The sequence below is a fragment of the Paenibacillus sp. 37 genome, assembly GCF_008386395.1.
Lineage (GTDB): Bacteria > Bacillota > Bacilli > Paenibacillales > Paenibacillaceae > Paenibacillus > Paenibacillus amylolyticus_B.
Window position 1 is genome coordinate 6,933,227 of the sequence record NZ_CP043761.1, and the last position, 15,291, is coordinate 6,948,517.

A 15,291-nucleotide genomic window follows, 5' to 3' on the forward strand; every position below is an offset into this window, starting at 1 on the left:
AGCCTGTCCATGATCAATGGAATGTTATGTCTACGTGCGTATAGAATAGAGTCATCACTTCATGTAAACCTGATCTCGCCACCCCCTTTTTTAAATCACTCTTCTACATAAAAGTATTCTTACAATTCCAATAAAATAATACCATTATATTACATATGTTCGCAATGAAAACGGCCCGTATATCTGATAGCAAATTCTAAAAACAAAAAAACGCAGCTTCAAAAAGCTGCGCCCGCAAATATCAAACTAGAGACGTATCATCTCTTCCGAATAGGTATCCATATCTCACTTCTATATTGCTCTACAGTAACATCCTTGTGCTCATTCCATAGCATTTCCGGACCCTCACTCAGCTCATAGTCCGATGAAGGAAACCATTCCGCGTAGATCCGGCCCCACACCTCCTGAAGCGTACCAGGAAACGGACCGACGACAGCAAATACAGCCCATGTCGAAGCAGGAACCTCCAGGTGTTCCAGTCCTTCAGGCGTCTCTTTTGTCGTAGCTGCACCAATGTAATGATCCAGTTCTCCCTGTTCCGCCATACGTCCCTCACTGAAATGGGATGAAGCACTGATTAAGCCCATAGGTTGGACGTTCGATGCCCCCTTAATCCTATCGATCAATTCCGGTGTAAGACTCTGGTACATCGCAGCGATCTCCGGATTAACCCCGTTGAATACGATTGGCACCCTTTTACGAATACCCACGATTCGAAACGCCTCTTTATCTTCAATGCGGTAGTTCATTTCGCTTCCTCCTTGAATGGTCAGTTGAAATGTCATTCGTGGGAAGGCTTTAAGGGATGGACCATGGTTTCGTGCTTCGGAGGGCGTAGTGCCATGCATGCTTTGAAAAGCACGCGAGAAAGAATCCGGCGATGTATACCCGTATTTTAGTGCAATATCAATGATTTTGCTGTCACTGTGGCTTAACTCCATAGCTGCAAGTGTCAACCGGCGACGTCGAATATATTCCGAGAGCGTTACACCACTAAGAAAAGAGAACATGCGTGTAAAATGATATTCCGAGCAGCAGGCAATCCGGGAAATCTCCTTCATGTCCATGACATCCATCAGATGCTCCTCAATATAATTCAAGGCTTCATTTAACCGCCTCAGCGTATCCATATCATCCCTCCCACGTTAATTTAAGCTTAGCAAAGTCATTCTCTTTGCATCCGACATTACCTGCACCATTCTGTAGGCTCTTTGCATCTAAACAGAAAAAAAGAGCAGCATCAGCTGCTCTTTTCCAACCTTGATACTCACATAACGCCAGTATTTAAGTCAAACAGGTCAAACCAGATACTCCGCCATAATTTGCTCGATATCGTACGGTGTAACGCCTTGATCCACCGAATAGATTGTATCCGCCTGATCTATTGTATCCACCAGTTCTCCTCTAGCTTTGGCATGGAGCATGAACAAGTCATGCAGATCGGGTTTGCGTAAAGTCGTTAGTGCTTTACCCATCAGCACGATACCTTTCTGATTCCCCTCTACGTTATTGTGGTAGTCCGGATATCTGGTCAGTGCCAGGTCTGTCCAGATGACGGTGCGTTCGACCAGATCCATAATGACAGGGATCGCAATCTGCGTATCCGCTGTAATATCGATTTTGTTCGCTACGGTAGACGGTTCGAAAATCTCGCCAGACCCCGGCTTCTTCCTCATCATCCAGCCCACAAAACATTCGGGCAGATCACAATACGGATGACTTGTAAACGAAAGCAGTGTCGCCACCACATATCGTCCACCAAAAGCCACGATGGATGGAATATGCAGATCAATAAACTCACTTGCTCCGTTAGGTGCAGTCACGATATCTCCGCTATGGACAGCCTTATAGTTAGAGGATCGCAGATTCGTATAGGAAATATGCTCCACATAGTTCCAGTCCTTATCATACATCACCGCAGACAAGTCAATGTCCACGCGCCCTGTAGACTTTCCATCCACGTCCCCCTCTTTCCACCAGTTGAAGAAACGAATGGTATCACCCTCTGCCATCGGCACACGGCTTCCACGAACGATGGTATGCAGAGCCTTGCTCGCTGATCTCTGGGAAAAGGGTACCAGATAATCATGAAGCTGTGGATCGACATAGGTCTTCCCAAGCGGGGAAAGGTTTGCGAATCGCTCTACCAGCGCCTGCTCGCATAATTGCACGACATCTTGACACGTGCCTTCATCGATCTCTGGCAGCTCATTCGGAACAGCAAAAGCTTTGGCTACATTGCCTTTCGGGAAGAAGACACGCAGATCCTGCCGTTCATTACGCTGCGCAAAATGCTGTCTCACCTGCAATAACACTGGGGTAGAGACTTGCTCCAATACCTCACCAAAGGCCAGCAGGACATACGCTTCATCTTCGGTCATACGCAACATGTGATCCAGTCTTCTCGCGAATTCACCTGGACGCTGTGACAACAGATCGATCAGACTCCAGACATTCCGATATTGGAAGGCAAGCTCCACACTTCCGTTGAAGGTCGAATACGGTTTATTATTACGCAAAATATCAAAAGCCTCTTCGCATCGTGGATACCGAAGCTTATATTCCGAAGGATGCAGAATTTCGCCGAGACGAATCCAGCGATCTTTATAACGCAGCATATCCTCCGTGATGGAGCCACATTGCTCCAATAATCCGAGCAAAAGGCGTCTCTCACGGCGTTTAAATTTTCGGAAGGGAGAAGCCGCAGCGAGGCTGACATCACCATTCGACCAGGCAACAGCCAGACGCAGGACATCACTTGCCGTTTTGAAATACGGACCGATTCGGTCGATGTTCGCCTTTTCATGCTTCAACAGCGAGGCAACCACAAAGCCTACATTTTCTTTGAACGGAATCTCAGCGGGTAATAGCGCATCCACGTCTTCCGGGTCTGCGTGCTCCAATACCGTGTCGATATCCGCCTTGTCTGTTTCAGAGATGGAACCTTTTGCTTCAATGATCTGACGGATTAGCGCCTGGAATGCTTGTTTGTTTCCCAAACCAATGACTTTCAAGTCCGTCTTCTCCAGCAAAGGCATTCGCTCCACAGATGGTTGATCCGAATAGACCACAGTCAGGTTGGTCAGATAATGAATAATTGCATTAAGGTATAACTCCGCTTCATCCGCTTGCATCACCTGCATTGGGAATCCTGCATACATCGGTGTGTACTTCACATGTGCGCCGACCATGACTCTCAGATCCGCCACAAGTTGATGATATACTGCTTCAAACTGTTCCATGGACAGCTGTCTCATCGCCTGCATTAGCTCATCCGAGAAGGTGTATCCGAGTGCTTCAATATTTTTGAGGGCAGTCGCCAGGTGTGTCTTCGGCAACTGTTGTTTCCCTTCGTTTGATTCAATAATGAGTTTGTTCGCTCTGCGCAAATAAATCGTATTGTCCATGATAAAAGAGTCCAGGAAAGCCACATCCCTATATAACGTGAAAGGTTAGGGTTAGAAGGAAGGAATATGATAGCCTGGACGCCTCCTCTCTGATAATGAAATCTTCAGGAGAGCTGCGACCCTATGATCTCCAATGATGTAGAAGGAAGGATCGCAATAGCCTGAAGGCCAGCGATTCGAAGTTCGTCACCCGAACCTCTGGTGAACCCATCATCTCAGATTCCACGATATGCCAACAGGGCGAAAGTATTACGACACCCCATTGAAATTCTTTTTTATATCCACCAAAAGATATATGTGGTTTATGATCTTTCCCAAATCCAGGGGGAGTGCTCAAAATTGTGTCGAATATAACGAAGAAGAACCCTAGAGAATGATGCAGAAACGAGGTTAGGACGATGGAACTTCAAAAATTATATTCTGATTATATACGGCTCAAATTCAATTGTGGAGTTAAGCCTGCGCCTTCGTGCACAGATTATATGGAGTATGGTTTGTATGAGGATAATAGTGCCGAACTGTTTATGGTATCCCACCCAGATGAGACATTTACAAGCTGGATGTCGAGACTGCGTCCGAAAGATCCCTATTATGGATCAAGGCCAGACTGGAAGCCGACTCTCTCAGAACCATTTGAACAGCTCGATGTTTATGACGAAATGATTATGTATTATCTGTTATTTACCATCAACACCACGCTGTCGATCAACACGTATAACACCTACAGTGCCATGAATGAATTTATGAAAGGCTATAGCTTCTTCCAATTGTCTCAGCTAAGCGAAATTCCCCAATTCAGCGAGGAACAAAAGCATCTGTTACGTGACTTTTTCTTCTTTTTTTACCTCTATGCACACCCGGTTAATGAAGATACATTATATGCCTGCTCATTCAGCGAACAACACCTTGTACATACGAAGACCGACATTTCATTGGAGGATTATTTTTCGGCATACCATGATCACTACACCTTACTTCGAAATGAATACAGGGAACAAATCGTAATCACTGCTGAAGAGATCCAAGCCTGCAAACGCCTGACGCTGGAACTGCTATATACCATTGAAGGCCGATCTCCCAAGTTAAACATGCCTTCAGAGGAAGGTTTGGAACCAATCATCATGTTAATCAACAACGTGAGTCAGATGTTACAGTTGTATACAGAGGAACCGGAGGCATTATTCCAGATCATGCGGGATTTCCTTATTCAAGCTGAAGGTCACTCCAGTACATACGCTAACCACTGTTTCAAGACACTGCTTCAGAACTATGCTTCATATATCCTGTTTTTCCGATTTGATGAGGTTCAATTGCTGGTAGATGCTTTCAGGCATACCCCGGCTTGGTGCGAAATAATTGTTAGTAAACTGTTCAACGACTCCATCTTCCTTGAAAAGATCATGAGACTACAGCAGGTCAATCTTGACGCTTATCCAGACGTCACTATGTTCTTTAATGAAGAGGCACGAAAGATGATTTTGTAGCAACGATCTGGCCCTACAAAAAAATGCCTAAAAAAGCCTTTGCCGACCCCCAATGTCAGCAAAGGCTTTTCGTTTTAAATTGTTTATTGATCAATCAAGTTGGTTACTTTCAACATTCTTGCAATCAATGCAGTGACCTCAGCACGGGTCATCGTAGTCTTCGGACTCAGAACCTCTGGTCCATTACCTTGGATGATTCCGGCTGCAATCAACTGGGCTACATCTTCTTTCGCCCAATTCGATACATCCGCTGCATCACTATAACGTTCCAGTTCAGCGTTCATCTGATCCGGGCTAATTGCCGCTTCCGGTTCAATCAGACGATACGCACGAGCAACCATGGCAAATCCTTGCTCACGTGTGATCTCCTGATTACCGTAGAAGTTCCCATTATCGTAACCGCGAACGATACCGAATTCATTCGCAAGGGCTACCGCGGAGCGGAACCATGCGGAATCGTTAACGTCAGGGAATAGATTCTGTGGTGCATCCTGACGCATTAAGCCCAGTCCAAGCACAACAATTTCGGCAAACTCGGAACGAGTAACCTGACGGTTCGGTGAGAAGGTGTTATCTCCGTTACCTTGCAGATCTAATCTCGCAGCGATGTTGTTCACATCCGTTTTGCCCCAGTGGGATCTGGCATCTTCAAAATCCTGCGGATTCCAGATGACCGAGTAACTTCCGCTGCTGCGCAAGTCATTAATGAGTGCATAGTAACGACTATCGATCTTCGTGACAACCGTTGGTACATGGAAGATGCTACCGTCCGGGTTAATGATCACGCCTGTGGTAATCCGGTTCGGATCGATACCTTCTGGAAGTGCAATATACTTCGGTGCATAACCGTTCAACTGGCCGGATCTAACTGTCTGTCCATCTTTCGTAAATGTCAGATCCAGATCGACCGGATCCACCAGAAGCTCATACCCTTCGGTTGCAGCCTTGTTTTTCACGCTGCTGATCAAGGCATCCGAAGAACGTGCAATGTCGACATGTACAGCAATATCTTTCATTGCAACGTTGCCCAGTTGCTTGGACACACCGTTCAGGTCCATTTTGCCACCAGGTACCGGATAGATCGCCAACGGATTGCTAATGTTCAATTTGGAACCTTGATCTACTAATTGTTTCAATGTTTCGAGGGTTAAACCATCCACCTTCATATCCCCATCATTCGGCGAATGAATGGCGAACTGCTGACCTGTGCCTTGTGACATGGCAACATTCAACTTGGCTGGATCAACTTGAACCAATGTTTCTTTGTTGTCAGATGGTTTGGATGTAGCAAATGGTTGATGGCTACCATCCCGAGTTGTTTCCAAATTATCCTTCACGGGTGCCGTTGGTGTTGGTACTGGCGCAGGGGCAGGTGTGCTTCCACCGTTACCTCCCGTATTTCCACCGCCATTGTTCCCGCCGCCGTTGTTGCCTCCACCATTGTTACCATTGTCACTGGACGCTCTGGTGATAACCGTAGTGTACTCCGTCTGCAAACCATTCGTATCTGTAACTCTAATGACAATTGTGTTTGAACCTACCTTAAGTGCAAGATCATCACTACTACTGCCGCTCTCCACTTCCTTCCAGATTCCATCATGCAAAATCTCAATTTTGTCTGTAGAATCAGGAGCAGTTGGGTAAATACGTAGATTGTACACATCATTGGTTACCGTTGCTGCGTAGTTGAATTGGTTTGGATCAAATGCTTGGTTCAACGCAATATTTTTCCCAAATGAATCGGTCAGACTCAGCTGTGTCAGTGCTTCTTTTACAATAGTAAATGTTTTCGTTTTCGTAACGGAACGTCCTCCATCCACTGCTGTTACCTCAACGGTATAAGTGCCGGGTGCCAGATCTTCATCCAGATGATAGGACCAGTTTGGATCCCCAGCATTCCAGATCAAACTTCCTGCAACATCAACTACATTTCCATCCGCATCTTTCAACACTGCACTCAGCGTATCTGTATCCGTATGGACCGTACCCGAAACCGTTGGCTTCTTATCTGAAGTACTCCCTGCTGGTTCAGTAATCTTCAGCGCGCTCGCGAATGGGTCTTCCAAATCGAATTGGAAATCATGAACCAATGTCCCTTCTGCTCCCTGGCCTTTTAGATAGCCAGATGTTCCATTGTAAGCAACGTTAACCTTCTCATCACTTGATAATTTAACCGATTCGGGCAAGGTCAAAATCAATTTTGTAGGATCAGATCCGTCGATGACAGCTCCGACAACTTCTACGGTTTGCCCACCTACCGTAACTGTAAATGCACTACTTAGATCCACTTCAGAAACTACTTCGATACTTTTATCAAAATGAATGGATATCGTGCTTTCGCCCTCGATGAAGCTGCCGCTGTCCGCTTTGGGTTGATTCTTGACCAATCCATCGATTGCGTTATCCAATAATCTTAACAGGTCATTTACCTGAGTCTGTGTTACCAAAGGATTGCTCAAAAGTGTCTGTGCCTCTTGGACTTTGGTTTGCAATGCATTCCATGAATCTGTCGTGTAATCACCATTCGATAAAGCTAAGGCTTCTTTCACTTTTTTCGCTAATGACATTGTATTGACTGCGTGAAGAGCCTGATCGAATTCATCAACCTTGAGTCCGGTTAACGCGTCTCTCAACGTGCCACTACCGTCATAGTTAATTGTAATTTCTTCTCCCGATTCAAGCTGAGCTTCCGTCAGAGGGATGGAAATCGTAGATCCATTAGCTATAAATTGACTAAGATTATCATACACGGTACCTCCAACTGTGACGGTGAAACCCTTCAAATCATCCGATTTCACGTCACGATTGAAGGTAAGATTTAGAATTCCATCGTCGTTTACTTGCGATGTTTGCAAATGGGCACCCTTAGGTTCCGGATATGCAGCTGCAAACGTGAAGTAAGAACCGTCCGCAAAGTTGGAACTGTTTAATGTAACCTTTCCATCCGTTACTGGATAAAAGATATCATTATTGTCAAAAGAGTCATCTTGGCTAAGAATGATGTAGCTTGGTGTTACACCTTCAGCATCATCCACTTGAAGTGTGATATCTTGATCATTCCAGTTCGTTTTGTCCACCTGATATGAACGATCCATGATCTTTACACGAAAGCCATCTTTCACGATGGATGCACTTACATAAGATACGGTATCGTTCACGCTCTTGTCTGCAAACATAAAGAAGGAGTTGTTATCCATCGTATTCTCATTGTCGGCATTATCTGAATGAATCGTATCTCCAAGAGCAATGGCTACATTTGAGCCGACTCCTTGTGACTTGGATTGTTTCTGGTCCTGGGCACCCAAGTCATCACGTCCGATCCCGGTAATGCGATTCTTGTAATCTGCCTGGTTCGACGAATTCCAGAAAACCGTACCTTCTTCTCCGTTCCAATCACTGGCAACATAGTTGTCTGCCAGAGTGATTCCGTATTTTAACCCCAAGTAACTGTACACTTTAGTTCTTTCAACGTCCTGTAACTCGCGATTATATAATATCGTTTCCGATATTAGTCCATTAAACCTTCGATTATGCCCTGCTCCGAAGTAGTAACCCGTAGCACTCGTGGCACTATTAAAGTTCGCTGTTCCTGCAGTTGTTTTATCGATTAACTTCGTACTATTTAAATACATCCCAAAATAATTCTCAGTGCGAAGTACATTGAAAATATCTGCTTGCCCTAACTGATACGGGTTACCTGCATTATTTCGAATCAATTCGTCGTTCCCTGCATTGCCAAATGAAGATCTGATTACACTTGTACTGTACGTGTCGGTACTTCCTTGGCCGCCAAAATGCCAAGGGAAACCGCTCGCAGCAGCTCCTTGAATGGAAAATGCCTCACGAGCGACATCCGTTGTATGGAAAGGCTCCCTGACATAGTATCCTTTGTTGCCATCAATTAATATACCGCTGTTAAAGTTAATGGCACCTGTAACTAAGGTGTTAGGATTTACGATACTCCACACATTATCATGTTCTACATTGGGGTCCAGATCTACCAGATCGGTCAAAGAAGTGATTTTACTGCCGTCAGCTGCCAGATTCATACTTTGCTCAACGTCAATCCATGATATGAGTCCATCGCTTACACCACCCGGATATCCCCCTGCGGTAATCGCGGTACTGTTGGATACAGGATTTTCAGTATCTGCATGAGCTTCTATGGCTGGAAACAAAATTGGTGTAGGCAATATACTCGCAACCATCACCAAAGAAAGCACCCTTGACCATACTCTTGTCATTTTGCTGTTGTGCAAATTCTTATTGTTCTTCAAACACTTGTCACACCTTTCGACTAATATCTAATTTTAGCTAAATCATTCTTCTCATAATCCCTTTCAGGATGCTGATTTACTAGATTGTGTTAATTTTGAAATACTTCATTGCTTATTCTACACTGAGCCTCTTACCAAACTCTTACCAAGCTATACGATAATGAATACAAACGATAGCAAGGAGGATATGAGGGTGGATAACCTTTTATCATATCCTCTAGCAGGAGACACATAGAGTTCAGCGGCTCCAACGTCAGTTCAAAAAATAAAAAGCCTTTGCCGACCCCCAATGTCAGCAAAGGCTTTTCGTTTTAAATTGTGTTTATTGATCAATCAGGTTTGTTACTTTCAACATTCTTGCAATCAATGCAGTGACCTCAGCACGGGTCATCGTAGTCTTCGGACTCAGAACCTCTGGTCCATTACCTTGGATGATTCCGGCTGCAATCAACTGGGCTACATCTTCTTTCGCCCAATTCGATACATCCGCTGCATCACTGTAACGTTCCAGTTCAGCGTTCATCTGATCCGGGCTAATTGCCGCTTCCGGTTCAATCAGACGATACGCACGAGCAACCATGGCAAATCCTTGCTCACGTGTGATCTCCTGATTACCGTAGAAGTTCCCATTATCGTAACCGCGAACGATACCGAATTCATTCGCAAGGGCTACCGCGGAGCGGAACCATGCGGAATCGTTAACGTCAGGGAATAGATTCTGTGGTGCATCCTGACGCATTAAGCCCAGTCCAAGCACAACAATCTCGGCAAACTCGGAACGAGTAACCTGACGGTTCGGTGAGAAGGTGTTATCTCCGTTACCTTGCAGATCTAATCTCGCAGCGATGTTGTTCACATCCGTTTTGCCCCAGTGGGATCTGGCATCTTCAAAATCCTGCGGATTCCAGATGACCGAGTAACTTCCGCTGCTGCGCAAGTCATTAATGAGTGCATAGTAACGACTATCGATCTTCGTGACAACCGTTGGTACATGGAAGATGCTACCGTCCGGGTTAATGATCACGCCTGTGGTAATCCGGTTCGGATCGATACCTTCTGGAAGTGCAATATACTTCGGTGCATAGCCGTTCAACTGGCCAGATCTAACTGTCTGTCCATCTTTCGTAAATGTCAGATCCAGATCAACCGGTGTGACAAGTAGCTCGTATCCTTGGGATGCGGCTCTTGTCTCGGCGCTGTCAATCAAAGCATCCGAGGAACGTGCGATATCAACATGGACATCAATATCATTCAACGCTGCATTACCAAGCTGTCTGGACACACCATTCACGTCCATTTTACCGCCAGGTACCGGATAGATTGCCAGCGGATTGCTAATGTTTAGTTTGGAACCTTGATCCACCAATTGTTTCAATGTTTCGAGGGTTAAACCGTCCACCTTCATATCACCATCATTCGGTGAATGAATGGCAAACTGCTGTCCTGTGCCTTGTGACATGGCAACATTCAGCTTGGCTGGATCAACTTGAACCAACGTTTCTTTGTTGTTAGATGGTTTGGATGTAGCAAATGGTTGATGGCTACCATCCCAAGTTGTTTCCAAATTATCCTTCACGGGTGCCGGAGTAGGCGTTGGTACTGGCGCAGGTGTAGGTGCTGGTGTGCTTCCACTGTTACCGCCCGTATTTTCACCGCCGCCATTGTTGCCTCCACCATTGTTACCATTGTCACTGGATGCTCTAGACACGTTAATTTTATACTCCGTAACATGGCCAAGTGAATCCGTTACTCTAACAACGATCTTATTTCCACCAACTTGGAGCGGTAGATTCTCACTTACAGTACCACTTGAAACCTCGTTCCATTCTCCATCTCCAACAGCTATTTCAATCTTGGCAAGTGGATCAAGTGCCGTTGGCGTTAGCTGAAATTGATATACGCTATTTGGCACAGAGATGGTGTAGGTATCTTTAGCCGGATCAAAGGCCGGAGACAAGCCTCCCACGGAAGGGACCAGTGTTTGCAAGGTAGATGTATCCGTACCAATCACTTTGGTAAGTCCTGTTCTAGCGTTAGTCAGATCTTGAAGTGCCTTATCTACCTGCGCTTGAGTTGCTGTCAGATCATTAAGCACTCGATTTGCTTCATTCATCGCATTATCCAGTGCTGTCCAGCTTGCTGGTGTGTAGGCTGACTCTTCCAGGCTTTCACCTGTAATTTCAGTTACTTTCGCTTGCAAAGCTGATTTATCTACAACGGGTACAGATGTTGTAGGGATTAGGCCCGTTCTTGCATCTGTCAGATCCTGAAGCGCTTTGTCTACCTGCGCTTGGGTCGCTGTCGGATCATTCAACACTCGCTCTGCTTCATTCATCGCATTATCCAGTGCTGTCCAGCTCGCTGGCGTATACGCTGATTCTTCCAGGTTTTCACCTGTAATTTCAGTTACTTTCGCTTGCAAAGCTGATTTATCTACAACGGGCACAGATGTTGTAGGGATTAGGCCCGTTCTTGCATCTGTCAGATCCTGAAGCGCTTTGTCTACCTGCGCTTGGGTCGCTGTCGGATCATTCAACACTCGCTCTGCTTCATTCATCGCATTATCCAGTGCTGTCCAGCTCGCTGGCGTATACGCTGATTCTTCCAGGTTTTCACCTGTAATTTCAGTTACTTTCGCTTGCAAAGCTGATTTATCTACAACGGGCACAGATGTTGTAGGGATTAGGCCCGTTCTTGCATCTGTCAGATCCTGAAGCGCTTTGTCTACCTGCGCTTGGGTCGCTGTCAGATCATTAAGCACTCGATTTGCTTCATTCATCGCATTATCCAGTGCTGTCCAGCTTGCTGGTGTGTAGGCTGACTCTTCCAGGCTTTCACCTGTAATTTCAGTTACTTTCGCTTGCAAAGCTGATTTATCTACAACGGGTACAGATGTTGTAGGGATTAGGCCCGTTCTTGCTTCTGTCAGATCCTGAAGTGCCTTGTCTACCTGCGCTTGAGTTGCTGTCGGATCATTCAACACTCGCTCTGCTTCGTTCATCGCATTATCCAGTGCTGTCCAGCTCGCTGGTGTATACTCCTCTTCGTCCAGCTCGCCTGTTTCGATCTTATCTTTAATATCATCGAATTTGGCTTTCAACTTCGCCTTATCAATAGCAACAACATAATTTTTTGAATTCGACTCTTCTGAATCTGAATAGGCTGGATTGTTCGTCTTCGCTGTTACTGTCACTTTGTAGGTGCCAACTTCTAGCGTTGGTACCAATTGCGACAGGTTAAGCGCCGTTCCGGTTACTTCCTCCGTCCGCTTCGTGCCGTCTCCCAGTTCAATCGTTACTTCATATTTATCTGCATGTGCAACTGCTTCCCATGTCAACTCATCGTCGGTCAGTGTGACGTCCGGTACCGTCAAAGGAGTAGCAGCAGTTGCAATGGTAAAGTACGAGTTCGGACCAAAACTAGAGGTACTCAGGGTTACTTGGCCGTTCTCAATCAAATGTAATGAGTTTGGATTACCAAATTGAGTATTATCGCTGATCACAACATACCGAGGCAACGCCGGGTTACCTCCCGTTTCGTCTACCTGAAGTGTAATCTGTGATTCAGTCCAGTTTGCTTTCTGTACCTTGAAGATACGCTCCATCCCAAGTAGTTTTTTCCCATCTTTCGTAATTGGTGTTTTGAATTCAGTACTTGCTCCATTGTCACCAAACGTAAAGAAAGAAGAATCCTTTAAGAATTCATTTTTATTTGCAGAATTGGTATCCTCAACACTGTTGCCCAATGCAATCGTCAACGTAGATCCCAGTTCCTGCGCTTTGGCTTGTTTCTGCATCAATCCGCTCTGATCATCTCGACCGATGCTTGTAATGCGATGGGTATAGACTGCGTTCTCCTGGGCATCCCAGATAGTTGCCATGTTTGAATCGACATATGAATTGGCTGTCGTCTGATCCAGCGTATAGCCGTATTTGATCGCCAAATATGTGCTGACTTTTTGGCGTTCTGCGTCCGTCAGAGCATGGTCAAATACGATGATTTCTTCAATCGTACCCTGCCAATGTTCAATGCCCGTTGCTGCTGGGATCAGCTTGCCGACTACTGCTCCGCCAGAGTTACCAGTATCCCATAGCTTCACATTATCTTTTCCCCAGTCATTTAGTTGCTGTACCTGCTTCATTTTACTGTACAATCTAGCTATGTTGGGTTCAGTTTCCCCGCCTGTCCAAGTAACAAATTGCTCGTTCGGGAATGTCGTGCCCAAGAATCCTTCAGGGGTGTATAATGTTTGGTTCCTGTCACTGTTAAATGTCGTCAAGCCGCCCCTTGTATTATTCTGAAGCATCCCCATACCCGTATAAGCACCCGGTGTTTGTACTCCCCATGAAATAATATAATTGAGGCCTCCAGTTTTATTGGTTCTACTAACGGTAATGATCGATCTGGGGCTCTTCCCTTGAGGAAGCTTACTTACATCCAGATTCATAAAACTACTCGTGCCGTTATATTCCAATACCGGATTGAAATTGATATTATGATTTTTATCATCCCAATAGGTCGGTTGGTTAGCTTCCGTACTTTGGGTTGCATTGTTTATTTTACTGCCTTGATCTTCCCAAGTACTCACCTTTTGGCCACTGGCAACTCCCATCCCCAGATCTGATCGTAGCCACAGTGCAGAGGCACCAATTCCACCTGGACCAACAGGAGTCTCGTTAGTCGCCTCCGCTTGAACCAAACTCATGGGCAACGTTCCAATCACCAGAATAAAGGAAAGAACCAGCATGGACATTCTTTGCCATGGTTTCTTCCGGATTTCTGCTGTGTACATAATTTCCTCCTACTTAATATGTTATTTTTGGACTGCTTACTGACTCAAAACATCATATCTACCCTCATCTTGCTTATTCTACACATGGCCTCTTACCAAACTCTTACCAAACCTTTCACTAGCAAATACGACAAAAAAAACAACCTCGCAAACGAAGCTGCAAGGCTGTGTATTTCAATCAAATATTCGAATTTTTCCATTGTTGGTACCATAACTCAACTTCCAGGCCAGGACGTATACCTGCCTCTTGTTCTAACGTAGTGACCAACTGATTATATTGAGCGATCACAGGATCTTTATTACCTAATCGATCATAGGTCTTCATTAAGGCCAATCCGACTTCCTCCAATGATGGCTCGAATTGCTGTACCCGGTGATATAGCGTGAGTGCTTCCGTATTCTGTCCCAGCTCGATGTAATATTGTGCGAGTTGCATGGCGTGGTTACGCCAGAGTGCATGCAATCGCTGGCGCTCCAACTCAGCCCAGACATAATCGTCCTCTCCATAATATTTGCCTTCATATTGATCTGAGGTCTGCCGATGTTCAGCTATTGTAGACGAAGATAATAGAGGCAATCGGTTAAGACGGCTCTCCCATTCTTCCACGTCAATCCTGAATTCACCCGTCTCCAATAGATAACCAAACTGTTGATAACGAATGACCATCTTGTCCTCACCCATGAATTCGTTCATCATGCTGCGTAAGCGATGGATGCCACTGTGCAGATTGGATATACCTCTCCGCTCATCCAACTCTGGCCACAACAGTTCAAGTAGCTTATCCCGCTTAATCGGTTTGTTCCGATGGTGGAGCAAATAGGCAAATAACTCTCTAATCTTGGTTGTTCTGAACTTCATATGTTTTGGCGTCTCATTTGGGTGCACTTGGACTTGGAGCATCCCCAGACAACGGATCAACATGGATGGCCCTTCTGCTATATTCAGACTTGCTGACACCGTTCGGCGTTGATACATCTTCATCGTTTTTTCCAAACGGTCACGCGTTACAGGCTTCATAATATAGTCCAGCACTTCAAGCCCATAGGCCGTCAGTGCATGTTCGTTATATGCGGTTGTGAAAATAACTTCTGTTCCAGGAGAAACCTCATGGATACGTTCGGTTGCCTCGATCCCGTTCATCCCCGGCATTTGAACGTCCATGAAGACGATTTCCGGCAGATGAAGTTTGATCTGATCTATGGCTTCCTGTGCCGTCAGAAAAGAGCCGATAACTTCGCAATCCTCTCTCTCTTGCAACAGTTTGTTCAACCTGCTCAGAGCGAGATATTCATCATCTACCAAAATCACTCTCATATGCACAACTCCTCTG

The 15,291-nt window shown here is 45.5% G+C and carries 6 protein-coding genes; 1 reads left to right on the forward strand and 5 read right to left on the reverse strand.

All coding sequences use genetic code 11. The annotated features are described in order from the left end of the window. Nucleotides 1-257: 257 nt before the first annotated feature. Together F0220_RS29720 and F0220_RS29725 are read right to left on the reverse strand one after the other, a co-directional pair. Nucleotides 258-1,130 carry an AraC family transcriptional regulator gene (locus F0220_RS29720; protein ID WP_105600557.1) on the reverse strand — a complete coding sequence of 291 codons (873 nt, stop codon included), beginning with the start codon at nt 1,128-1,130 and terminating at the stop codon, nt 258-260. Between the two features lie 168 nt (nt 1,131-1,298). Further along, complete coding sequence (locus F0220_RS29725) at nt 1,299-3,407, reverse strand: TerD family protein (RefSeq protein WP_181155519.1); 2,109 nt, start codon at nt 3,405-3,407, stop codon at nt 1,299-1,301. Nucleotides 3,408-3,805: 398 nt separating this feature from the next. Between F0220_RS29725 and F0220_RS29730 the strand changes: the two genes are divergently transcribed. Next, entirely contained in the window at nt 3,806-4,891 is a 1,086-nt protein-coding gene (locus F0220_RS29730) for a hypothetical protein (protein ID WP_105600559.1), read from the forward strand. Between the two features lie 83 nt (nt 4,892-4,974). Here the strand turns inward: F0220_RS29730 and F0220_RS29735 are convergent, their stop codons facing one another. From F0220_RS29735 to F0220_RS29745, 3 genes are all read right to left on the reverse strand, one after another. Then, a complete protein-coding gene (locus F0220_RS29735; RefSeq protein ID WP_146118066.1) occupies nt 4,975-9,135 on the reverse strand; it encodes a DUF8202 domain-containing protein in 4,161 nt (1,386 codons plus the stop codon). 355 nt (nt 9,136-9,490) lie between these two features. Beyond that, a complete protein-coding gene (locus tag F0220_RS29740) occupies nt 9,491-13,960 on the reverse strand; it encodes a DUF8202 domain-containing protein (RefSeq protein WP_149846875.1) in 4,470 nt (1,489 codons plus the stop codon). A 178-nt stretch (nt 13,961-14,138) separates the two neighbouring features. Further along, entirely contained in the window at nt 14,139-15,275 is a 1,137-nt protein-coding gene (locus F0220_RS29745; protein ID WP_091012297.1) for a response regulator, read from the reverse strand. Nucleotides 15,276-15,291: the final 16 nt, after the last annotated feature.